The organism is Acinetobacter sp. YH01020 (assembly GCF_013420275.1).
Classification (GTDB): Bacteria; Pseudomonadota; Gammaproteobacteria; order Pseudomonadales; family Moraxellaceae; genus Acinetobacter; species Acinetobacter amyesii.
The window spans coordinates 59,450-82,329 of sequence record NZ_VOYN01000011.1 but is presented as its reverse complement, the minus strand read 5'-3'; the positions used below and the strand labels follow the sequence as shown (position 1 = coordinate 82,329).

The 22,880-nt window shown below is 39.2% G+C and carries 24 protein-coding genes and 1 pseudogene; 8 read left to right on the top strand and 17 right to left on the bottom strand.

Translation table 11 applies throughout. The annotated features are described in order from the left end of the window. Positions 1 to 68: 68 nt before the first annotated feature. From FTT85_RS06665 to def, 6 genes and pseudogenes are all read right to left on the bottom strand, one after another. Positions 69 to 1,205: a DUF4297 family anti-phage-associated protein gene (locus tag FTT85_RS06665; protein WP_180183170.1), complete on the bottom strand. Its 1,137-nt coding sequence runs from the start codon at positions 1,203 to 1,205 to the stop codon at positions 69 to 71. Between the two features lie 99 nt (positions 1,206 to 1,304). Continuing rightward, the gene (locus FTT85_RS06660) at positions 1,305 to 2,363 is read right to left on the bottom strand and encodes a molecular chaperone DnaJ (RefSeq protein WP_180183169.1); all 1,059 of its coding nucleotides are present in this window, start codon (positions 2,361 to 2,363) and stop codon (positions 1,305 to 1,307) included. A gap of 120 nt (positions 2,364 to 2,483) precedes the next feature. Then, positions 2,484 to 2,945: pseudogene (locus tag FTT85_RS06655) on the bottom strand (glutaminase); the annotation flags it as partial. 64 nt (positions 2,946 to 3,009) lie between these two features. Next, on the bottom strand, positions 3,010 to 3,462 hold the full coding sequence (locus FTT85_RS06650) for a hypothetical protein (protein ID WP_180183167.1): 453 nt from the start codon (positions 3,460 to 3,462) through the stop codon (positions 3,010 to 3,012). A gap of 18 nt (positions 3,463 to 3,480) precedes the next feature. Then, positions 3,481 to 4,692, bottom strand: coding sequence for a GGDEF domain-containing protein (locus tag FTT85_RS06645; protein WP_180183166.1), 1,212 nt, complete (start codon positions 4,690 to 4,692; stop codon positions 3,481 to 3,483). 191 nt (positions 4,693 to 4,883) lie between these two features. Beyond that, on the bottom strand, positions 4,884 to 5,366 hold the full coding sequence (gene def / locus FTT85_RS06640; RefSeq protein ID WP_180063236.1) for a peptide deformylase: 483 nt from the start codon (positions 5,364 to 5,366) through the stop codon (positions 4,884 to 4,886). Positions 5,367 to 5,744: 378 nt separating this feature from the next. On the opposite strand from def, the gene FTT85_RS06635 reads away from it, so the two are divergent. Beyond that, positions 5,745 to 7,025 carry an MFS transporter gene (locus tag FTT85_RS06635; RefSeq protein ID WP_180183165.1) on the top strand — a complete coding sequence of 427 codons (1,281 nt, stop codon included), beginning with the start codon at positions 5,745 to 5,747 and terminating at the stop codon, positions 7,023 to 7,025. Positions 7,026 to 7,384: 359 nt separating this feature from the next. Here the strand turns inward: FTT85_RS06635 and FTT85_RS06630 are convergent, their stop codons facing one another. From FTT85_RS06630 to pnuC, 4 genes are all read right to left on the bottom strand, one after another. Continuing rightward, the gene (locus FTT85_RS06630; protein ID WP_180183164.1) at positions 7,385 to 7,882 is read right to left on the bottom strand and encodes a DUF2505 family protein; all 498 of its coding nucleotides are present in this window, start codon (positions 7,880 to 7,882) and stop codon (positions 7,385 to 7,387) included. A gap of 166 nt (positions 7,883 to 8,048) precedes the next feature. Next, positions 8,049 to 8,342, bottom strand: a complete 294-nt coding sequence (locus tag FTT85_RS06625) for a hypothetical protein (protein ID WP_180183163.1) — start codon at positions 8,340 to 8,342, stop codon at positions 8,049 to 8,051. 95 nt (positions 8,343 to 8,437) lie between these two features. Continuing rightward, the gene (locus FTT85_RS06620; protein ID WP_078192227.1) at positions 8,438 to 8,737 is read right to left on the bottom strand and encodes a hypothetical protein; all 300 of its coding nucleotides are present in this window, start codon (positions 8,735 to 8,737) and stop codon (positions 8,438 to 8,440) included. Between the two features lie 262 nt (positions 8,738 to 8,999). Beyond that, the gene (gene pnuC, locus FTT85_RS06615) at positions 9,000 to 9,590 is read right to left on the bottom strand and encodes a nicotinamide riboside transporter PnuC (RefSeq protein WP_180183162.1); all 591 of its coding nucleotides are present in this window, start codon (positions 9,588 to 9,590) and stop codon (positions 9,000 to 9,002) included. A gap of 222 nt (positions 9,591 to 9,812) precedes the next feature. Between pnuC and FTT85_RS06610 the strand changes: the two genes are divergently transcribed. From FTT85_RS06610 to FTT85_RS06600, 3 genes are read left to right on the top strand one after another with little or no spacing between them, the layout of a single operon-like run. Further along, positions 9,813 to 10,598 carry a crotonase/enoyl-CoA hydratase family protein gene (locus FTT85_RS06610; protein ID WP_180183161.1) on the top strand — a complete coding sequence of 262 codons (786 nt, stop codon included), beginning with the start codon at positions 9,813 to 9,815 and terminating at the stop codon, positions 10,596 to 10,598. 54 nt (positions 10,599 to 10,652) lie between these two features. Then, positions 10,653 to 11,543, top strand: a complete 891-nt coding sequence (locus FTT85_RS06605; RefSeq protein ID WP_180183160.1) for an alpha/beta fold hydrolase — start codon at positions 10,653 to 10,655, stop codon at positions 11,541 to 11,543. A 50-nt stretch (positions 11,544 to 11,593) separates the two neighbouring features. Beyond that, positions 11,594 to 12,157 carry a TetR/AcrR family transcriptional regulator gene (locus FTT85_RS06600; RefSeq protein WP_180183159.1) on the top strand — a complete coding sequence of 188 codons (564 nt, stop codon included), beginning with the start codon at positions 11,594 to 11,596 and terminating at the stop codon, positions 12,155 to 12,157. Here the strand turns inward: FTT85_RS06600 and FTT85_RS06595 are convergent. Further along, positions 12,139 to 12,627 (bottom strand): hypothetical protein, encoded by a 489-nt coding sequence (locus FTT85_RS06595; protein ID WP_180183158.1) that lies wholly within the window; start codon positions 12,625 to 12,627, stop codon positions 12,139 to 12,141. The genes FTT85_RS06600 and FTT85_RS06595 overlap by 19 nt on opposite strands. 435 nt (positions 12,628 to 13,062) lie before the next feature. On the opposite strand from FTT85_RS06595, the gene FTT85_RS06590 reads away from it, so the two are divergent. Continuing rightward, positions 13,063 to 13,509 (top strand): GNAT family N-acetyltransferase, encoded by a 447-nt coding sequence (locus FTT85_RS06590; RefSeq protein ID WP_078191420.1) that lies wholly within the window; start codon positions 13,063 to 13,065, stop codon positions 13,507 to 13,509. Between the two features lie 142 nt (positions 13,510 to 13,651). Here FTT85_RS06590 and FTT85_RS06585 read toward each other — a convergent pair whose 3' ends face one another. The 5 genes from FTT85_RS06585 to FTT85_RS06565 form a co-directional block, all read right to left on the bottom strand. Then, entirely contained in the window at positions 13,652 to 15,448 is a 1,797-nt protein-coding gene (locus FTT85_RS06585) for a diguanylate cyclase domain-containing protein (protein WP_180183174.1), read from the bottom strand. A 187-nt stretch (positions 15,449 to 15,635) separates the two neighbouring features. Continuing rightward, on the bottom strand, positions 15,636 to 15,974 hold the full coding sequence (locus tag FTT85_RS06580) for an FKBP-type peptidyl-prolyl cis-trans isomerase (RefSeq protein ID WP_078191421.1): 339 nt from the start codon (positions 15,972 to 15,974) through the stop codon (positions 15,636 to 15,638). 80 nt (positions 15,975 to 16,054) lie between these two features. Further along, positions 16,055 to 16,678, bottom strand: a complete 624-nt coding sequence (locus FTT85_RS06575; RefSeq protein WP_180005309.1) for an MgtC/SapB family protein — start codon at positions 16,676 to 16,678, stop codon at positions 16,055 to 16,057. Positions 16,679 to 16,792: 114 nt separating this feature from the next. Continuing rightward, a complete protein-coding gene (locus tag FTT85_RS06570; RefSeq protein WP_180183157.1) occupies positions 16,793 to 17,323 on the bottom strand; it encodes a YaeQ family protein in 531 nt (176 codons plus the stop codon). A 65-nt stretch (positions 17,324 to 17,388) separates the two neighbouring features. Continuing rightward, positions 17,389 to 18,402, bottom strand: a complete 1,014-nt coding sequence (locus tag FTT85_RS06565) for a GTP-binding protein (protein ID WP_180183156.1) — start codon at positions 18,400 to 18,402, stop codon at positions 17,389 to 17,391. Positions 18,403 to 18,971: 569 nt separating this feature from the next. Between FTT85_RS06565 and FTT85_RS06560 the strand changes: the two genes are divergently transcribed. The 3 genes from FTT85_RS06560 to FTT85_RS06550 all read left to right on the top strand — a co-directional run bounded on the left by FTT85_RS06560 (position 18,972) and on the right by FTT85_RS06550 (position 21,943). Continuing rightward, the gene (locus FTT85_RS06560; protein ID WP_180183155.1) at positions 18,972 to 19,193 is read left to right on the top strand and encodes a hypothetical protein; all 222 of its coding nucleotides are present in this window, start codon (positions 18,972 to 18,974) and stop codon (positions 19,191 to 19,193) included. A 343-nt stretch (positions 19,194 to 19,536) separates the two neighbouring features. Next, positions 19,537 to 21,141, top strand: coding sequence for a bifunctional 3-(3-hydroxy-phenyl)propionate/3-hydroxycinnamic acid hydroxylase (locus FTT85_RS06555; protein ID WP_180183154.1), 1,605 nt, complete (start codon positions 19,537 to 19,539; stop codon positions 21,139 to 21,141). Positions 21,142 to 21,439: 298 nt separating this feature from the next. Beyond that, positions 21,440 to 21,943: a hypothetical protein gene (locus FTT85_RS06550; RefSeq protein WP_180183153.1), complete on the top strand. Its 504-nt coding sequence runs from the start codon at positions 21,440 to 21,442 to the stop codon at positions 21,941 to 21,943. 175 nt (positions 21,944 to 22,118) lie between these two features. Here FTT85_RS06550 and FTT85_RS06545 read toward each other — a convergent pair whose 3' ends face one another. Beyond that, a complete protein-coding gene (locus FTT85_RS06545; RefSeq protein ID WP_180183173.1) occupies positions 22,119 to 22,727 on the bottom strand; it encodes a glutathione S-transferase family protein in 609 nt (202 codons plus the stop codon). Positions 22,728 to 22,880 lie beyond the last annotated feature (153 nt).

Below are 22,880 nucleotides of genomic sequence, written 5' to 3'. Positions count from 1 at the left end.
TTCAAATGGCGATTCAGCGTTTAATTGGTTTTGGGAAAAAAGAAGAGTTTAAGGAAATTTTGGCAATTTTAAGAAAGCAGAATCCTGATAGGATAAGGGTTCTGTGAAATTTGTCGTGTACAGAGAATAATTTTCAAAAAAACTCTATAAGGATTACCATAATCTACAACATCTCGTATAAATAATTTAGGATCAAAACTACTTCCTTTATAGTAATAACCATCTTCTATTAAAAAATTTTCACTTATCAATTCTTTTTTAATTTTGCACAGATCTTCATCTTTAAAATTATGTAAATATACATAAGGACAAAATTTTTCAACTTGTCTTACAGCATGTTGATTTGACCATTTATGACTAATACTCTTTAAAAGATTTTTTATTTCATAAAAATCGATACCTGATGCATCTATCAAAAAAAACCTATTAAATTTAGACTGAGTATTATTAAAATATCTTTTTCTTATTGACTTAGAGTACCTTTCTCCACTTATTCTTTCCAAATACCAATGATCAAAAATCATTTTTTTAGAATACTTGAGATCACCAATGAATCGACTTTTCGTAATTTTTCTTTCGGTTTCCAATTGGTTTTTGGCTAAATTTCGTATGATATAGATACTTTTTGCATAAAAAAACTCTGCATCACCACTAGAACATATATTTAGTTCAGATAGTTTTTGCAGTATGGACTCATGCTGTTGATCTAAAGATTGACCATCAATATTAAGAGTTAACTTACTTAAAAATAGTTCTAAATTTTCATCATTTAAACTTAACTCTTCATGAATTTTCGTGGTTACACTCGGTTTATCTTCTTTTTCTTGTGTTTTACTTGTTAAAAGGCTCTCTTTAAGATAAGCAATACTAATAGGAAGTAGGATTTTATCTTGTCCACTTTTATAATGACCAAATAATTTATATTGTATTAATTCTTTACCGTCTTTAACTCTTTTTGAAAAATCTTTAACCATCCAAACTATAGCTTCTTTAATTTTTGATGGCGTAAAATCGCTTTTTTCATAATATTTACATTGTATGGCAACTGTTTCACAGCCTATCTGCTCAATATCAATATCTTCAATACCTTCAACAGTAAAACTAGCATTTTCATCTTCATGGTTCAGGATTTGCAGAATCGTATTATCAAACTGATATAAATAGCCCCTAATTGTATCTATCGCCTGTCTATTTGGCTCAGACATTTTCACCCCTATAGAAATAAAAATTAAAAAAATAATTGATTATTCTATATTCAGTTCAAAAAATTATCTAATATTTTTATACACTTATTTCCTTCTCGGTTAAAGCACCCCATGCTCCAACAACATCTCCAACCCACTCTCTTTTCCCATATACATGAGTCTTTGTTTTTCCGCTTTAAGCTGTTGCTTTACCGCAGACACATCCGCATCAATCTGCTTATACAACTGCTCAATATTCAATTGCCCTTTCGACTTATTTACCACAATTTTGGCTTTATTTGACCAGACCAATGAATTAATCAATTCCTGAATTTGCTTTTTCAAAGACTGACTTTGCGCTTCTAAAGCCTGCTGATAAAACTTCACTTGCTCCGCACTTAAACCTTTATATGAGCCATTTTTACTTTGCTCAACCTCAAGCTGAAGTTTGAGTAAAAAGAACAAATCTTCCTGTTCATAGGCTTCGTTGGCACGTTGTAACAGCTCAGTTTTTTCTGCTTTTTTTGATTCATCAGGCTCACGGTCAGGGTGAATCATGGCAGTGATTTTTAAATACACAGTTTTCAGTGATTGGTTCACTAACTTTTCAGCTTGCTCACGTTTTTGCGCAAGTCGTTTACGCTGATGATCTTCTTTCTCACGTTGATATTGATCGCTATCCCACGCTTCATAAGACTCATTTTGTTCTGTCGTTTCTTGTTCTATATCAACATAACCTTCTACTTTGCTCTGTTCAGTTTGGGCCAACTTGGCTTTTTTATTCAGCTTTTGATTATGTGCATGGTGCTGCTGATAAAAAGCATCTACTTCAGTGACTTTTTCAAGTTCGGCTGTATTTAAGTAATTGGATTTTTTCAACTGCTTTGCCAATTTGGTTAGTTTGGCATCAAGCTGTGCTAAATCGGCTTTGGCAAAGTCTTCTTGCTGTATGTGCTGCCAAAGTTGTGCAAGCTGGCGGTAGTACACCGCATGCAAATCACGATAAATCGGCACAAGTTTTAACTGAATATAACTCTGAATCTCACTTTTGGCATTTTGCCAAAGATCTAAATCCAGCTTTTGCTGTTCGATTTGCTCAATCAGTTTATTCAGCTTTTTATGCTGTGGGGATAAAGCTTCAACTCTCGGGAGTAAACTGACTTTTAACTCAAAAGACATAAGCAAATTTAACGCAAAAAGAAAATTATAGCCGATCTAAGCACTAAACTTATGAGCATGTTGTATAAATCAACAATGGACTTTTATCCATTAACGCTCAAACCGTTGTAAATATTGACTCAACTCTTCTCGAACAACCACCTCATGCCCTGCCAGTTCACTTAAAAATTCGCGGAGTTTTTCAGCTCGGGTACTGTGTTCGTCATGCGGTAAAAGTGAATGTGTGGTGATTGCCCCCGAATTGATCATCGGGTTTTTCGGGGTATTGCTTTGTGGATCGAGCGCAATTTGATTGAATGCCTCTCCCGATGGCTCGACACCGACTTTTTGTAAAACGCTGTCTAAACCAAGATGACGAATCGCTAAGGCATAAGCAAAAGGTTTAGACATCGACTGAATGGTGAACTCGACTTCGTCATCACCCGTAGAATAAATCGTGCCATCTACGGTAGACAGTGCCAAAGCCAGTCTATTCGGATTGGCGTTAGCTAACTCAGGAATATAATCTGCCAAAGCTCCGTGTTGATTGGCATCGCAGGCATTAAGGACATGCTGTAAATAATCTGGAACAGGCGTTTTCATAAGGGCTATTTTTTGTTGTGTGCTTTTTTATTTATAACAAATTGAGCTGCCTCTGTATAAGTCCTTATGGTGAAGCCGTGTTCTGAGCTAAAACCTGTATGTGCTGTATATTCAAATGGTGCATCATTTCTCGAATAAAAACGAAATAACTGAGTTGAATGATTGCCTGTTCACCAAAGAGATTTTGATAATATTCAGTATGTTCAATCATTTCATTAAAGCCATGTTCTAAGCTTTGTCGTTCAATGCGGGTCGCATGTTCAAAAAAGGTCTGCGCCAATATATGCAGCATCGCATCATTCGACTGAGCATAGCGCTGCGTCTGATAATCGAGCTGTAATCGTTCTAAAATTTCTTCAATTTCATAGATCAAATATTCAATTGCCAAAGCATCGAAGCGCTGATGTCGAACACATTTTTGCACCAAAGCGACTAAGCCATGATCAAAATGAATATTCTTTTGCTCGGTCTGAAAGTCGAGCTGCGCTAATCCGAGCTGAAATTGTAATTGCTGCATAACTATCGTTTAAATTATTTAATCTTCTGCCAAGTTTAACTCACGAAAGCTGCGTACTTGGTTACGACCTTGTTGCTTTGCCATGTACAGCGCTTGATCGGCCATACGCGTGACCACAGCAGACGGTGTCCCCTCAATCGCAGTTGCTACACCGAAACTTGCACTAATCTTCAACATTTGATGGTTGGCTATCATAGTTTCAGCTTCAGAAATGGCCAATCGACAGCGTTCAGCGACCTCTATCGCCTGCTCTAAACTCTGATTTTTTAGAATTAAAATGAATTCTTCACCGCCATAACGCCCAACCACATCTTGTACACGAATATTGTCATTTAAAATTTGAGCAACACGTTGTAAAACGGCATCTCCTGCATCATGTCCATATTGGTCATTGATCAATTTAAAATGGTCGAGATCAAGCAAAACCACTGCAAATTCAGGCCGTGTCTGTTTGCTGAGCGTATCAAGTTCATGACTGACATAACGACGGTTAAACACATTGGTCAGGCCATCAACACGGCTGAGGACTTCCATCTTTTGTTCACGGTGTCGCCACTGTAAAAGCAAAATCTGAAAAAATACTGCACTGACGATCAATATGGGCAAATACAACTCCGCCATACTCATGAGCCAAAAGGCGTTGTCGTAAAACTCACTCTGTTTTAAAGCTGGGCTGAAAATCGGTGCATATTCTAGATGGTCAATCGAAGTTTGATAGCAAATGTAGCCAATAAACAGTGTGATCGGAAATGTAATACTGAGCATAATCGCAGGACGATAAAAAACCAAACCGACCATCAGCAGATTGACCGTCCCCGCCATAGTGGCAGGACTATAGATCCCGATCATATAGCCACCATAGATCATGCCGATCCCAAACAGGACGGGCGCAAAATAGCTAAAAAACAGTCTAAAATTTAAATATTTTTTGAAATAAAGACTGAGTACTGCCAATACGCCATAACTGAGTAGGACTATACAAGCGACGATGATCCTGAACTTGAGTTCACTCGGATTAAACCAAATCCGATTGGTCGAATAATAAAAATTCATGATGCACCACTTCAACACGCTAACTTGACTCAGCATGCCAAAGATGAGAAGTAAACGCCCTTTATCGTAGTCAGACCAATTGATGATGAGATAGTCTGACTCAAACAAAAGATGCTTCAATTTACGCCATTGTACGCCCCATTTCGTACAGACAGCATTGCCCCAATTTTTCCCCATTAATCTTCTTTTTTATTTTATTATTTCGCTAGTTATACAAGGTTTTAACTTCAAAAAGAAAGCCTATTTTCACAGTTAAAAGTGCAACCTTTGAAGCCTTTAAACTTCACTTACACCACTATTCAAATTACTTTTCCGCTATTTTTTTAGCTCAATTGGTCACTTTTATCTTTTTGAAATAGTACAGTTTATTATTCTAAACGCTCGGTGAATAAGATCCCGTTCAGATGATCGACCTCATGTTGTACGATCCGTGCAGGAAAGCCATTCAGGGTTTTCTCTTTGACTTCACCTTGAAGGGTCAAATATCGCACGTGAATTTGCTCGGCTCTCGGGACTTGTCCTCGTGCATTCGGCACACTTAAGCAGCCTTCTTCACCCAAAACCGTGGTCGTAGATCGAGATGTAATCACTGGATTGACCATCACGATCGCCTCCATTTCAGGCGCATCGGGATAGCGTAAATTTGCACGTGAAGCCACGATAATCACCCGCTTAGAAACATAAATTTGCGGTGCGGCAATACCTACACCTTGACGTTCAAGCATGGTGGCATAAAGTGTTTCACTTAGTGCAGTTAACCATGCAGAACCTATTTCAGACGCTTGTACCTCTGCGGCAGTGAGCGTCAAAATCGCTTCTCCACGCTGCGCAACAGCAGCAATATGACTCATGTATTTATCCTTTTTTAAGTCTAGCGGGCTTAAATCACGTTAAAAAAACAACCATGCAATATGCATTATTATCGGTTCTGAGTATAAAACAACAGCATGCTATGGCTTTGAATCTTTTATGGTTTATATAGAGTACAAAGTAAAATGGCGGATCACACCACCCTATACCATTGATATTGATCATTTATATTTCAAGATTTAACGCCATCCATCACCAATCATTCTTAAGTTAATGCGACTTTATCTATATTATTTTGTTCTTAATTCACAATATTTTCATAACTATAAGTTTTTAATAAGGCAACAAAGTTTGATTATTCAATAAAAATTTGAATCACTAAAATCCTCAAATGCTATTTGCTGCTGGAAAATATTTGCATGGAAGCTCAGCCACGCCTGACTCGTCAAGATAAACGTACCCTCGGACTGTCATCACTCGGTGGTGCACTCGAGTTTTATGACTTCGTCATTTATGTGTTTTACGCCAAAATTATTTCGGAACTGTTTTTCCCCACTGGACTCAGTCCATTTTGGGCGATGCTGAATACCTATGGTATTTTTGCAGCCGGATATTTTTTCCGCCCATTGGGTGGTGTGGTGATGGCGCATTTTGGCGATTTGATTGGTCGTAAGCGTTTATTTAGTTTGTCTATTTTACTCATGGCTCTGCCTACGCTAATGATCGGTGTGATGCCGACTTTTGAAAGTATTGGCTATGCAGCACCGCTTCTGCTCCTACTGATGCGCGTGATTCAAGGCATCGCGATTGGTGGTGAAATCCCTGCGGCATGGACTTTTGTTTCAGAGCATGTGCCAGAGCAAAAAATTGGGATCGCCAACGGCCTACTCACTGCCGGCTTATCTTTGGGTATCCTATTGGGCGCACTGATGTCTTTGTTTATTTCATTACAATTTACAGAGTCAGAAATCCATGACTGGGCATGGCGGATTCCATTTATTCTAGGCGGGATCTTTGGTTTTGTTGCGCTCTATCTCCGCAGTTATTTAAAAGAAACGCCTGTATTTAAAGCCATGCAAGAAAAGAAACAATTGGCTAAAGAGCTTCCAGTGAAACAAGTACTGCAACAGCACAAAACAGGCGTTGTGATTGGTATGCTGTTTACATGGTTCTTAACTGGCTGCGTTGTTGTATTGATTTTAGCGATGCCAAATCTACTCACGGGCACCTTTGGTTTTGAACGTGCTGATGCCTTTAAAATGCAAAGTGCCGCTATTGTGATGCAAATGGTCGGTTGTATCTTGGCAGGTCTTTTGGCAGATCGCTTCGGTGCAGGCAAAGTGATGCTGTTCGGTTCCCTCCTTGTCGCGATAATTGCGGGCGTGTTCTATAACAGCCTGGGCCATGTGGCAGCATCGACCGTGTTTGCGCTCTATATGTTGCTCGGTTTGGCATCAGGTACGGTTGGTATGGTGTCTTATAGTATGGTGAAAATGTTCCCTGCACAGATTCGTTTCTCGGGCATTTCATTTTCATACAATTTGGCCTATGCCATCGCGGGTGGTATCACTTTGCCATTGGTTCAATGGTTGAGTTTATACAGCAACATTGGCGCTATGTATTATATATGGACTGTCTGTTTGGTGACCTTCTTTACTGCGATGCTTTATCGTCAACGTTTTGAAAAAACATCTCGCTAACTGATGTTACGAAGTAACATCAGCAGCGCAATTTGATTCAAATAAATGAACGATACGCGCTAAGGTCATCCGCAAGTGTTTGAGACAGGACTACTTTTAATCAAAATTGTTTTTGCAATACTTTGAAAAATTTGACGCTAGTGAACGAGTTTTGCGGATGACAATGGTTTTGGGTACTTTTGCCTAAACAAAAGTACCTCCAGCCGAAGGCTAATCCTTTATTCAATCCATAGATGTAAGACCCCGTCGAATAGACTTAAATATCATTTAAAAATTGTGAAATTACTTTTACGTGCGTAACATCAGTCACTAAAAAAAGCGGTCAATGACCGCTTTTTTTAAATCTCTTTCAAATCAATTCAAGCTTCTAAATTTTTACGCAATTCATCTTCTACAATTTCAATCTCAAGCTGACTAAAACGACGAATTTCACCTTCTGCATGTTTTTCAAGTAATCCACCAATCAGTGGAACTTTGACTTTCACCGTCCAGTCCAAATTGAAACTCACTTGTGTTGCATCACCACTGACACTTCGTTTACAACTGGCTTCGAGCGGTAGGTTTGGATCCAGTTTGACATCTGACGTTAACGCCGCCAAATTACTAATATCTGTACGTTTTAAGCGAAACGCATCTTTTAAAAATTTCTTGGCAATATCTGGAATATTTACATCAAGGTTATACGCACGTTTTAAGGTATACATATCGCCTGTTTTCTTTGATTCTAAAATTTCTAGATTTTCACCCGGTATGCGTTTGCACACCGCTTCATGCAAGCTAATATCTGCGGCTAGTCGTTTAAAATCTTCAATTGAAACGCCATGAATAGTGGCATTGACGGTAAATTGATGTGCCATTCTCGTAATCCTTCAGGTCAATATAGGTTTTATTGTTTTATTTCGCCCAGTCTACAGTTGCTATAACTGTGTTTTGGATTAAATCGGAAAGCGTTATGGCTGTCATTGACCTGAAACCAAGCTAGAAAAACAGAATTGCCATACTGCAAGTCAATCGGGCTTTGACTTAAAGGACTTTTTGATAGATTTGCCCATGCTGATCTTTGAACTCGAGCTGAAATTCCCAGCCCGCATCAATTTTTAAATACATCCCTGCATAGGACAACTTTGCGTACCAATGACCGAAGCCGAGGCTAAAAATATCAAAGCTGGCTTGTTCAGGAAGCTGTTGAATTGGTTTTGCATGTATCAAAGCGCTGGGTTCATAAGACGTGCAGTGCGAGCCATAATGATGAAAGAGTTCAAAACATAGCTGATTGAAAATTTTAAATGATGAATCTTTTGGGTCAAGTTGCGTCATTGCTTTAATAACGTTCCATATCTTTTCATTTCTTCTTACGCTTATTTTTTTCTTTTTTAAGACGAATCTTTAAAGAGCTGATTTTAAAAATTTTATTAATTTAAAAGCATGCTATGCACCACACCATCCCGATCACGGTGTACCAATTTGATTACTTGTGAATAATCGATCAAGACGCTTTGGTGTTTATAACTGATTTGGATGCCGTATTCATCTGCACCATCATCCAAACCGCTGATGCTACATTGCGTCCCTTGTGGAAATGCCTTGAGCCATTCAGCGTTATACACATCTGCTATTTGCTCAAACTGAAAAAAGCTCGCCTTTTGCTGCAGTAGAACCGTAGCTTGTCGGTCAAAACGCAGTTGCTGCTCAAGTTGAAAGTCGATAATCATGACTCTGCACGCTCTATACTTATTCATCGGGATCGGATCATCGGCTATTAAAATCAAGCTTCGCAGACACCCAATTTTGCTTATAAATTCACAGAGGATTTTATGACATGTCTTAGACTCAAATGAACACAGCCACATTTCTTAAGGCATAAAAAAGGCACTTCTCATCGGGGTGAAGCCCGATTATGAAATGCCCTTTATGGTTACAAAGTAAATATATTTTTATAAATTGTCAAATTGGGAATGAAAAAACATCTGTGGGCTAAATGGATAAAGCTTTCATCGCCTGTTGCTGCTGTTTATTTTTGACTTGTGTCCATTGCCACCAACCAAACGCCGCCAAGCCCACAAAACCGGCATACAGTGCTGCGGTGAGATACAGGTCTTTGTAAATAAACATACCCACATAGATAATATCGACAAATACCCAAAGCACCCATGTGGCAATATGTTTCCGACTGGTCCAATACGTTGCGAGCAAGCTAAACGCGGCCAATTGTGCATCCAAAATTGGCACGGCTGCATCGGTAAAATAGTGCAGGCTTAAACCAAAAATCAAACCGCCCACCGCAGCTAAGAGCATTTGAAAGATCACAATTTTGGTCGCAATCGGTTCAATACGAATGTCGTGGTCTTGTTGTTTGCCCTTCAACCAGTGATAAAAACCGTAGAAGTTCACCACCACAAAGAAAAACTGCAAAATGGTTTCGCCATAAAGTTTGTAGGTATAAAACAAGTAGGCATACAGCAAAAAAGCTGCAAAGTTAAACCACCAACACCACATATTTCGCTTTATGGTTAAAGTCCCCCCGATTAAGCTAATAATGACTGCAAATATTTCTAAGTTCGACATGGTTGATTGGGCCTTAAAAAAGCTGCTGCTATTATGGAAAAAATCGGCCCAAAGGCAAGCTATATCCTGCACTATTTCATATCAACTCTGTAAATTTTAAATCAAAACACTCATCCACCAGACGATGATTTTGATGTTTTGAACGCATCAGTTTTGACAGTTTTCTAACAATCGTTTAAAAACTTAGCTATACCTAAAGAATAATCAGAAGGAATCATTAAAATGTCAGAACAACAAGGTCGTGTAAGTCGAGAAATCCGTGGTCATCTTTATTTGATCGGTTTGGACCGTGCAGATAAACGAAATGCGTTTGACAGTCATTTAATTCATGACCTTTCACTGGCACTCACTGAATATGAAGATCATCCAAATTTACGCTGTGCAGTGATTTTTGCACATGGTGATCATTTTACTGCAGGTCTAGATCTGGTCGAACTACAACCAAAACTTGGCAGTGGACTGTTTAATTTTCCTGATCAGCAGATTAATCCGTGGGGAACCAACTCACGACAACGAAAAAAACCAGTTGTGGTCGCGGTACAAGGATTCTGTTTTACAGCGGGTATTGAACTCATGCTGAATGCCGATGTCGTGATCGCACAGTGTCAGACCGAATTTGCTCAAATGGAAGTGCAACGTGGCATTCTTCCTTTTGGTGGTGCAACAGTTCGCTTTGTGCAAGCAGCGGGTTGGAATAAAGCCATGCGCTATTTACTCACAGGTGAACGTTTCAATGCGCAAACGGCATATGACATGAACTTGGTGACTGAAATCACCGACCAAGCGCCCTTATCTCGTGCAATAGAACTTGCAGAACAAATTGCACAGGCTGCACCACTGGCGGTTCAGGCAACACTCGCTGCAGTACAGCAAGGGGTGCATTTGGGAGCCGATGCTGCCTTTGCTCAATTGGATCAGCACTTACAACCACTACTAAAAACACAAGATGTACAAGAAGGTGTAATGGCCATGCTACAACGTCGCGCAGCCAATTTTCAGGGCAAATAACCCTTTATTTAAACTGAGTAAACCCTTTACGTCCTGCCTATCAAGAGAAAAATTATGTCAACGGATTTAGAACCAGCAGCGCAAGAAATACATAGTACACCCGTGAGTTTCCCTGCAACCGATGGTTATACGCTTTCAGGCGTTGAATATCGGCCTAATACTGCCGCTAAGGCCAATATTATTATTTCAAGTGCGACAGGTGTACCTCAACAATTTTACCGTCGTTTTGCCGAGTATGCCGCAGGACTCGGTTATCAAGTACTGACTTTTGATTATCGTGGTATAGGACGTTCTGCACCGTCAAAACTTAAAGGCTTTAAGATGTCTTATCTTGACTGGGGACGTTATGACCTTTCTGGTGCCATAGCTTATATGCAACAACACGGTCAGGAAACTTTTCTAGTGGGACACTCCTATGGCGGTCAAGCATTAGGCCTCACCTCAAATCACGATCAGATACGTGCCATGTATTGTTTTGGCACTGGCGCAGGTTGGCATGGCTATATGCCCTTTAAAGAAAAAATGAAAGTTCATGTGATGTGGAATATCGTTTTTCCACCGATGGTTGCTGTCAAAGGGTATTTGCCTTGGAGCAAACTCAATATGGGCGCTGACCTTCCTGTCGATGTCTATAAACAATGGCGTCGTTGGTGTAAAAACCCAACCTATTTCTTTGCCGACCCTGAGCTGAGTGAGCTGTCTCAACAATATGCTGCAGTCCAAACGCCTATTTATGCGGTCGCTGCGCTCGATGATGACTGGGCATTACCTAATTCACGACATGCTTTTATGCAGCATTATGCGCAAGCATCAATGCACTATATCAATATTGAAGCGCAAGATTATGGTCTAAAACAGATTGGTCATATGGGATATTTCCGCAAAGGTGCTGAACTCTTATGGCAGGAAGTGATTGGACGGTTTGACGAACTATTAATCGCCTAGACCAATTTACTTCATACATAGCACATTGATTTATTTGGATAGAGAGATACATGCGTCCACGGAAAAACACCTCTGAACATCTATTACTACAGTCAGCACACGCCTTTAAACGCTATGGCTATATGGGCTGCAGCATGGGGAAATTGGCTGAAGCCTGTGGACTCTCAAAAGCTGCGTTTTATTATGACTATCCGAATAAAGACGCTTTACTGATGGAAATTTTAAACCTGACGCATATAAAGTTACAACACAGTATTTTTCAGCAATTACAGCAAACTACTAAATCCCCTCAACAGGCTTTCTCGAACATCCATCAACAGGCCATCCAGTTTTTTAGCCAAGGTGGATTAGGTTGTTTGGTCGGGATTTTAAGTATGGAACGGCAACATTTGCCTACCGAGATTTTTGCAAAATTACAATCCATCTTTCACGAGTGGCAACTTGCCTTTGAAGTGTTTTTTCAGCGATGCATGAGCATCGAACATGCCGCTCAACTTGCCAAAGTCAGCTTGGCGGATTATGAAGGCGCGATTTTAATGGCTCGAATGAGTGATGATTTGAGTTATCTCGATTTAGTCCGAGACCGCATTTTGCTTCAACTTGCAGAGTCTTGATAGCGATATTCAATTTTATGTTCTTCGCCAAAACGGTCGACATGTGTATAAAACTCACCGTATCGACCTAAATAATACTCGAGCGATTGATTGTAAAAATTCCAATAAATCGACCATTCATTCAGATCTAATTGGCGAATTTGAGTTTTACAATTGACTGGCATGCGACGTAAAAAGACTTCTTGTAACTGCTCGGCTGCCTGTAGCGAATCTAATTTGTATTGTTGTTGAAAGAAGATTTCCGCAATATCATCAAAAAGTTGCTGTTCATATTCATCTACTTCAATGACTTGATCGACGTCACGAATAGCATCATCATTCGATGCTAAAGAGATACTTTTCGATTTTTTTGGTGCTTGGTAACGCGTATATTTTTGACGATATTTTTCTGTTTTTATTATTTTTTTGACCACGATTCCTGCTGCAGACAACGCAATCAGAATACATATCACAATGAGAAAATTAACCATAATAACAACCTACTGCCGATGACGCGCATGCACATCTTGAATCATCGAATATTTTTATGGACTAATATAACGCACAATAACGTTTAAAATTCATACAAAATTATTTTAAAGCTGAAATTTGGCCTATTTTCTTTGCTAATTTATTTCAAACTATTACACCTGCTGAAATCATTGAGTATGTATACATTTCTAAAAAATCTATTATTACTTTAAAAACAGTATAGTTAGATGCATTTATGTGGTTATTTATCCATATTTAATGATTAATTTATAAATATACATTTGTAAATTTTGCAACAATTTTGAAATAAAAACCCAACCCAACGGCGCAATGGCTGCAAAAAAACATAAAACGCAACAAGAAGCCTCTTTAAGCACAAGGCGATATCTTCTGAAATGACAGGCTGTTGGAGTTTTCTATAAAAAGAAAAAATTATGATACGCGAAGCACAAATTCAGGATATACCCGAAATTATTCACGTGATTCACAACAGCATTCGTTCATGTATCCAGGACCATCAACGTAATGAAAGTGTGATTCAAACTTGGCTTGAGGAGGCAAATCAATCAAATATCTTAATGTGGATGCTTTACAACGACAGTTGGGTCTACGTCAGTGACAATCGAGTGGTCGGCTTTATTTTAGTCAGTGATCAAGGACAAATTTTACTGAACTATATTTGCCCTGAACGTCAGTACCAAGGCATTGGTAAGGCATTATTGTTGAACATGATGCACTGTGTCAGGAAAAAGAATATTACCGAGATCAGTCTAGAAAGTACCCATACGGCACTCGCCTTTTACCAAAAATATGGCTTTGTCGCACATCAGGATTTTGAGCCTGCTGATGTTCCGCTCAAATTGGTCAAACAGCTCTGTTAGTAGTGAGATAAAGTTCGCAGAGGGATAGATTTTCAAACTTTATGAATGTGAAAGATGAATTTAAAGAGAGATCAATCCAAATAAGTATTGGCAATGGATACTAGCAATAGCACAGCAAAGTTTTAACGTTTACAACTGTGTATCAAGGCTTAAGTTGATCGCGTCCTGCCTGTTTGGCCATATATAAATAATGGTCTGCATGTTTCATTAAGGCTTCGATACTGTCGAAGTCATTTTGCTTATCCATCCATGCCATGCCCAAACTCAATGTGACGTAACTTTTGTCATCACCCCGATTAACATGTTCAAGCTGTTCATTACGCATGGCTTCGAGTACCAATTGCAATTGCTCTTGGGCAATCGCATACGGAACATCATGCATCAATATGGCAAACTCTTCTCCACCGTAGCGAGCCACATAGGCTGAACTTGGCAGGGTGTTTTGCATGGTTTTCACGATCTGCTGTAACACCTCATCGCCTTTGAGATGTCCATAGTGGTCATTATAATTTTTAAAATAATCGACATCTAACATGGCAAAGACCAATGTTCGATGACTATGCAAACGGACTTCCGAATATAAGCGTTGAATTTCGGCATTCAATGCACGACGGTTGAATGCCCCTGTTAAGGCATCAATACGAATTTGTAGCTCTAGCTTTTTATTCAGCTCGTGAAGCTGTAAGGTGCGCTCTTTAACTTTCTGATCGAGTGAACTGTTTAGCTCAAGCAGACTATTATTTAACTGCTCGGTATGCATCGACTGCTGTGCATAATGGTGCGATTGCTGAAACATGATCAACAAGGCATACAAACTGGTTGAAATGAACGATAAATTGACGGAATCAATCAAATTCATCATCAGCAAAAAGTCGTTTAAAAAAGTAATGCACAGGAAAATAACCGCGATTAAATTTAATTTTGAATACGGCTCTTTCTTTTTCAGTGTTAGGTAAAAACCATAAGCAAAATTACTCAGAACAACGATCACATAGGCAAAACTGTAAGTTGCCAAAGGTTGAAAAATTTCAGGCGTCGAAACAAAAGTCACTGAAATATTCAACGACAACAGCAACATCGCGATCTGATAATTTAAGGTAAATAAATAGCGACGACTGAGCAAGTGGATATAACTTAAAAAGAAAATCGATGCCAAATAGGTAAATAAGTATTCTAATCGCGTGCCCCACAACCAATTAATATCGGTAAAAGTGGTATAGGCATAAGGTGCTGAAAATAAATTATGGAGTGCTAAAAAGACAATAAATAAGCCAAACACCAAATTACTTCGGCTATTGCGACCGCGTAAACCTCGGAAAACAGAAAATAGGATCGTAAATAGTCCCACACCCAAGACGGCGCCAGACACCATTCCAATACTCATCATTTGTTGTTGGAATTGGCGGTTTACTGTCTTGGCGATACCAATACGCATTGGGTTTTCAAACCCGCCATGCATACTGTTAAAACTTGAAGCCTGAATGGTTAAAGTGAAATATTCATCTTGTGCCACAAAATAGGCAATTCGCGGTGCATTCTCCGTTTTTTGTTCTGCTTCAGTACGCCCCACCTCGCCCAAACGAACGATCACATCACCATTTAAAAATACCCGATACGCACCGTACTGATTTGGAATCAATACCGCGATACGTCGACCAATAAATTGTTTAGGGATTTGGAAATGTCCAGTGTATGTCCCAAAACCTTTACTGTCCCCTGTGATGTCTTTAAATGATGCAGGCAGATAGACCGTTTGACCGACTAGAACCGAACTCGGAGAAGTTAAAAATTGATTTGGATAAAACAACCATTTGCCTTGTAAGAGGCTACTGGTGTCTTCCGTGAAGTAGATTTGGTTAACTTCGTTTTGATGTTTTAAATAAAACGATTTAGGCGCAGTTTCATACTGTGCTTGAGCAGTCGATACAGTGAATGCCAATGTAAAAATAATAAAGGTAAGAACCCAGAACAATCTGGTGCAAGGCAACTGTAAAGACAACGGCTTTGATTCCTGCGTTTATACTCGAGCAATTATTCTAATCTACGGTAAAAGACAAAAATAACAACTACTATTTTATCCAATTGATCAATAACTTCCATGTCACTGATCTAAAACAGTCGCTGTATTAATCGCGAGTTTTTACATCATACAATTCAATCTCAAAAATAAGATTTGAATTGGCAGGAATTACATTACCCATTTTACGTTCACCATAAGCTAAATGTGATGGCACGATTAACTTACGTTTACCACCGACTTTCATCCCCATGATGCCTTGATCCCAACCTTTAATCACACGGCCAGTACCAATCACTGTTTCAAAATAATTACCACGATCCAGTGATGAATCGAATTTAGTACCGTCTTCTAACCAGCCTGTATAGTGTGTTGTAATCAAAGCGCCTTTAACCGCTTCTTTACCTTCACCTACCACTAAGTCAATAATTTCTAATTCCGTGCTCATGCTCTCAACCTCAAATGCCGCAATCAAAATAAAACCCTATTATAAACAGGATTACTTTGGATGCCGTAGTAAATACGCTGTTAAAAATTGAGCTCCAGAATATCCTGATCATTCATTAGATCTTGAGTTAATTTTCTATGGTTTGTCGCAGAGCCAATTAAGATCCAACGCCCACTGATTTTATGTTCAGTTTTATGTCGCACACTACGAACCACTTGCATTTGATAGGTTTTAAACAGCTCTTCATAGTCATCCAGCGTTTGTTGTCGAAAGTGACAAACGATACGATAACTCCGTGCTTGGTTTTTCGCTTCAATCCACGCTTGAATATAAATCAAAACAATTAAAACGATCAGCACAATCACCGTACCAATCAAGCTCAGCATGACATAGCCCGCTCCCGCAGCCATGCCTAAGGCAGCGGTCATCCAAATGGTAGTTGCTGTGGTAATGCCTGAAATTCGATTTTCATCTTTAAAAATTACCCCCGCACCCAAAAAGCCGAGGCCAGTCAAAATATTGGCCGCAATTCGATCATGACTATCAACGCCGATACGTAACGATAAGATAGTAAATAAACATGAACTTAAACTGACCATAATCATGGTGCGCAGACCTGCCGACTTACTTCGGTACTCACGTTCCGCACCAATGACAGCGCCAATCATAAGCGCCACAAATAACAAATAAAAATCAGGGTACATCGGCTGCTCCCCATCTTTAAAATTTTCTCATTGTTTGTAGATATACCGAATTTTATAGTCAGGATGCAAGCCTGAACTCACATCCATCGTGATGAGTTAAATCACATCAAATGCTTATTGCAATTGTGTCCATTCAATCACCGCTTGAGCTTTATCACCAATCAAAGTCCATTCGCCATCCATTACGTTTAATTGTAAAGACATGGTTCGTTCGCATAACTCTTGAATGGCAGCTGTACTCGCTTCAGATAATTGCCAAATTTCAACATTCTTCAGGGTTTTCAGTTTGCTGTTGCGTTTATACCATTCGTCTACTGAAGAACCATAGGTAATCACAGCAACGTGTAGGCAACGAGCACTGGCTTTTTTGACTTTGTCTTCGTCAGGGCAACCGACTTCAATCCATTTCACCAATTGACCTGTTAAATCTTTTTCCCACAGCGCTGGTTCGTCTGTTTCGAAAAGATCTTTGGTAAATTCTAATGCTTCATCTGCATAGCGTGCATATGCCAAGACACGTACCATCAAACGTTCAATCGTTTCAGAAGGATGCAAAGCCATCGTCAATTGATAATCACCATATTGGTGTACATCCATATTGGCAATGTTCAAATCTGCTTTATAAATTGTAGCTTTTAGCGCCATGGTAAAGTCCTCAAATTTGGCGCTTAGCATATAAGATTTAGCAAGCTTTTGCTGCGTTGATTTACTTATTTCTCCGCTTTATCGGCATCGATACGACACTGCATTAAGCGATCTTCAAATTCGAGCCATTCACGTTCAGTTTGGTAAATAATTTCGACACGATTATCGATACTTTCCTCGCTCGACTGATAATTAAACTGATCAGGATTAAAGTTAAAGGTTTTCCAACCTTGGTCTGTCTGAAAAATACCTTTGATCCGTAGCCAATCTTGCTGCTCACAGAGTAAATCTAACAGCTCAAAAAAGTCGAAAATCCATCGTTTTGGGAGTTTCCAACCTGCGACACTATAGCCCTGAGCGGATTCAACATAATGATAAGGCAACTGTTTAATTTCTGTGGGTACATCGACCAACGTTTGCTTTTGCATCGCCAATAAAGGCTGAATTTTACGCGGACTTCCCACATAGGCGAGATCAATATTTGCCAGTTTTAATTCACCTTTGACGACATTGATCCATTGCTGCTGATACGGTAAATACGCTTGTTTGAGTCGTTCCAAACCAGCTTGATCGGCATCACTCATACAATCGACATGAGACACCACAACGATTTGTGCCACTTTGAGTTGATCGGCATACAGATTTTGCGAAGTCCACTCTTGATCATGTAAGCGTGAGCCATCAACCACGGTTACCAATGCCCGCATGGCTAAATGCGGATGCCAATGTGGCTCGGTCAATTGCTCCAATAGTTGTCCCGGATGCCCTAAACCTGTCGGCTCAATAAACAGTCGGTCGGGTTTCACCTCTGACAATAATCGTGACAACGCAATTTGCATCGGCAGTTGGCTACTACAACATAGACATCCACCCAATAATTCCTTCACCGCAAAGCCCTGATCTTGCGGCAACATCTGTTGATCGACCCCGATTTGCCCAAACTCATTCATCAGTACGGCCCAAGTTTCGCCCGCTGGCTTTTGCTTTAATAACTGCTGTAAAACTGTGGTTTTACCCGCACCTAAAAAGCCAGAAATAATATGAACCGGAATCGCACCGTGGGTAGAAACTAATTTCAAAAGTGAGTCACTCAAATAAATAGCCAATGATTGATGGCCTTTACCATAATGATTTCAAAAAAATGCTGCAAGTCTAGTCTTCATTTCTCTGTCTTCATTTTTCTAAAGCATAGATCAGCCTAGTATCCGAGGCATTGAATGATGATCTGGCTGTTAAACAGCCTGTTTACTCAATTGGCATGAATGCATGACATATCTGGTCATACTTTATTGACAAAGTTAACTCTTATATTTAAAAAAATAGCCATATCGAAAAGAATCCTTACATTTGGATTTTAGTGAAATTTCTAGATTCTGCTTATTTACGACATCGATGTAATCATCATGTAAACAATGAATGAATCATAAAGTCGATTTGGTCATTTTTTCTTGCAAAGTTAAATGAAGATTCCGATATTTTTTTTACATTTAAAACACAGGATGGACGGTTATGTATTCATCCAGTTAACCAGTCTGTTTCACTTTGTTGCTCGCATTGATCACTCGGTTTTCTCGATTTAGCATGAGCTCTCTCCTGATGGACGTGATGATCTTTTCAGGACTTACTAAAATATATAAGGATGCTCAAAATGAAATTAACTCAAATTTTACTTGCTTCTACTCTAGCTGCTGCAGCTGCAACAAGTTTTGCTGCAAGCAAAGATAAACAAGAAGCGCCTGAACAAGAAAAAGTAGTGGTTAGCACTCAAGAACAGCCAGCGACTGAAACAACTGCTGCTGAAGGTACTGCTGCTCAACCTGCTTCAGAAGCAAATGCTGAAGGTTCTGCACCAGCTCAACCTACTCAGTAATAGACGAATAGCGTACTCCACACGCTAAATTCATTTAGTCTGCTGCTCAACATTTATCCCTCACTAATAAAATGTTGTGCTAAATGAATTAAAGTCGCCGGATCATTGAAAAATGGTTCGGCTTTTTTATGCTCAAAGCCACTGATTGATAGATTTTAATGATCGATAAATCATTCAAAATGATTGATGATTTTCATATAAATAAATATATATCATCCACTTAAAATAAAACCCTGCAAAAAACACGACAATTCGATTCATCGTTTCGACTTATGCCTAGCTTGTTGAAAGCCTCGCTTTAGAACTTAATAGTGGCATATGTGAAGTGATTGGATGTTTACGCATGAGCAATAAAGCAAATTACACAACGGAAGTTGCCATTCTGGGCGCAGGTCCTGTCGGCTTAACCATTGCAAACTACTTAAGTAAGCAAGGCGTCAATGTCACTGTGATTGAACAACTGGACAGCCTGATTGACTACCCACGTGCGATTGGTATTGATGATGAATCATTACGTACCATCCAATCATTAGGTTTAGTGGATCAAGTGTTACCGCATACGACACCGAACCACGCGATGCGTTTCTTAACCCCTAAAGGCCGTTGTTTCGCAGACATTCAACCGCTCACTCGTGAATTTGGTTTCTCACGTCGTAATGCCTTTATTCAACCACAAGTCGATAATGTACTGCTACAAGGTTTAAAACAGTACGAAACCACAAATGTTTTATTCTCTCGTCAATTGTCTGATTTTAGCCAAGATGCCAATGGTGTAACGCTCAATATTCAAAATAAAGACGGTGAAGCTGAAAAAATTCAAGCGCAGTATTTGATTGCTTGTGATGGTGGTAACTCAGTGGTACGTCGTACCCTCAACATCGGCTTCGATGGTAAAACTGCACCGAACCAATGGATCGTGATCGACATCAATAATGACCCACTTGCAACGCCACACATTTACCTATGCTGTGACCCTGTGCGTCCTTATGTATCTGCTGCTCTTCCACACGGTATTCGTCGTTTCGAATTTATGGTGATGCCTGGTGAAACTCAAGAAGAATTAAGCAAACCTGAAAACATTGCCAAACTATTGTCGAAAGTACTTCCAACGACCGATGGTATTGAAGTGATTCGTCAGCGTGTTTATACCCACAATGCCCGTATTGCAGATAAATTCCGTGTAGACCGTATTTTACTTGCAGGTGATGCTGCGCACATCATGCCAGTATGGCAAGGTCAAGGCTATAACAGTGGTATGCGTGATGCGTTCAACCTTGCGTGGAAAGTTGCAATGGTTGTACAAGGCAAAGCTGGCCCTGCGCTTTTAGATACGTACCAAGTTGAACGTAAAGATCATGCAAAAGCAATGATTGATCTTTCTGTAATGGCGGGTCATGTCCTTGCGCCACCAAAAAAATGGCAAGGTTTCGTGCGTGATGGTATCGCCTATGCGCTCAATTACATCAAACCGATCAAGCAATATCTATTGGAAATGCGCTTCAAGCCAATGCCGAAGTACAACGACGGTGCATTGATCAATAACGGTGTTAAAGACTCACCTGTAGGTAAAATGTTCATTCAGCCACATGTTCAACTTGAATCTGGCGAAAAAGTCCTACTTGATGAAGTCATCGGTAACAACTTTGCAATCATTGCTTGGGGCGTCGATCCGAAATGGGGTCTGTCAGATGCGACTATGAAAAAATGGCAAAAATTGGGCGTTAAATTTATCCAAGTATTGCCTGCTGTTCAGCTTAGCAATGAAAATCGCACCAAGTACGACAATGTGATTACGATTGGTGATATTGGTACCGATATTCGTGGTTGGTTTGGTAAAACCACTGAATCTGTTACGATTCTTCGCCCAGACCGTTTTGTTGCAGCGATTGCAATTCCACAAACTTTAGACAGCGTGAGCCAACAATTGTTTGCAAAATTGCATGCTTAATAATCTAAATAGATCTGCAAGAATTAAAAATCACCATGCATAAAGCATGGTGATTTTTTCTATAATCACTATAAACATCGCATGCTATAATCGTTCAATACATAATTATAAGCTTCGCAAAATGCAAAAAAGATTTCAGAAATTATTCATTTATAGTTTGTTGGGCTTTATTTTTATCTGTTCACTCGTTTTCGTAGAGATACATCATTTTCATGCCAATAGTTGGTTAGCTATTTTCGTTTTTTGCCTCTGTTTTCTTATTTCTTTGAATTGCTATTTATTACGCTTAGAAAAAGATGTGAACAAAAACGAAGAATCTAATTTTTTGTCCTTCCATTTATACATTTCATTTTTTTATGCAGTCATTGCCAGCTTTTTTCTCACCACAGTGATTCTTGCTTTATTTGCATTACAAACTCAATATTTTGGTCAAGATAAAAATATCATTCTAAAAGGCCAAGTCTATTCACCCACATTTACACTAGAAAAGAAGCCCTGCCGAACTCGCCTTAAATTTCCCGAAAGTGGTTGGTCTACCTTCGCCTATCTCTGTCTAGATACCAAGAAACACAACTTTTCTGGTTATTACAAACTCCATTTGAAAACCAGTTTCGCCGGGTCTACGATTCAGGATTATGATTGGATTGATGATCAATTAACATATCAGCAGCATCGTGCCTTAGATATGGATCCACATCAAAAAAGACTGCTTGAAATATATGCCAAACTTGAAAGAGATTTAGGCCCACCTCTATCTGATGATGAAGCCCATGATTTTTTAAATAGACCCAACAACGATTGAGTCTATTTAATTTAGCGCAATATATGCCATACATTATCTAGGCAATAATTAAAATCGCTTTATCATCTTAGTGATTGATATTTAAAACTCTTTCTTTTTAATTCTCAAAGAAAGAGTTATATGAATAGACATATAGCAATACCACGTTCAGCCAACAATCAAATAAGCATCCAAGTTAAACCGACTGAAACCAATGCACATCTTTTACCGATTCACGTTGCTGAATCTGCTGAATAAAAGGTTTAAATTCATCTAAATATGGCAATATTTTGAATGAAATTGCATACACCATCCAATAAGCTAAATACAAATCTGCTGCGCTAATTTTATCCCCCAACAGATATGGCTGGGCCTGCGCAAGCCCTGTTTTAATAAAATCTAAAAGTATTTTTTCATTACCAAAACTCAAACTGCCACGTTTTTCATCCATCAACTCTGTGCTAATGCCGACATTTTTCATGTCCATATATTCAGTCAGCGGACCATGACAGAAAAACATCCATTTCAAATATTCACCACGTTTTGGATTATCCAAGTCGGGTGCTAAACCTTTGTCACTGAATTTATCGGCTAAATAACTAAAGATGGCTGCAGTTTCACTGATCACGGCAGTACCATCGACCAAGCAAGGAACTTTGCCCATGGGGTTAATCTTGAGATATGCCGCTTGATGCATCTCTTCATATGGCACTTCAATAATGTCAACTTCTGACTCGATGTCTAATTCTTTTAATAAAGGCAGAATGGTATTACTGCGTGAGCGTGGATTGCTGTAGAGTTTCATTGCTGGGTTCATTGTAGATATCCTTATTTTCATCCTTGTTGTTCTATCTATGACTATACGCGGCTTTATGTAGAATTATGTTGCGTTCATCCGTGCTTTAAACACTTTCCGATACAATACGCCCGACTAATAATTACGCTAAATTTGAATTTA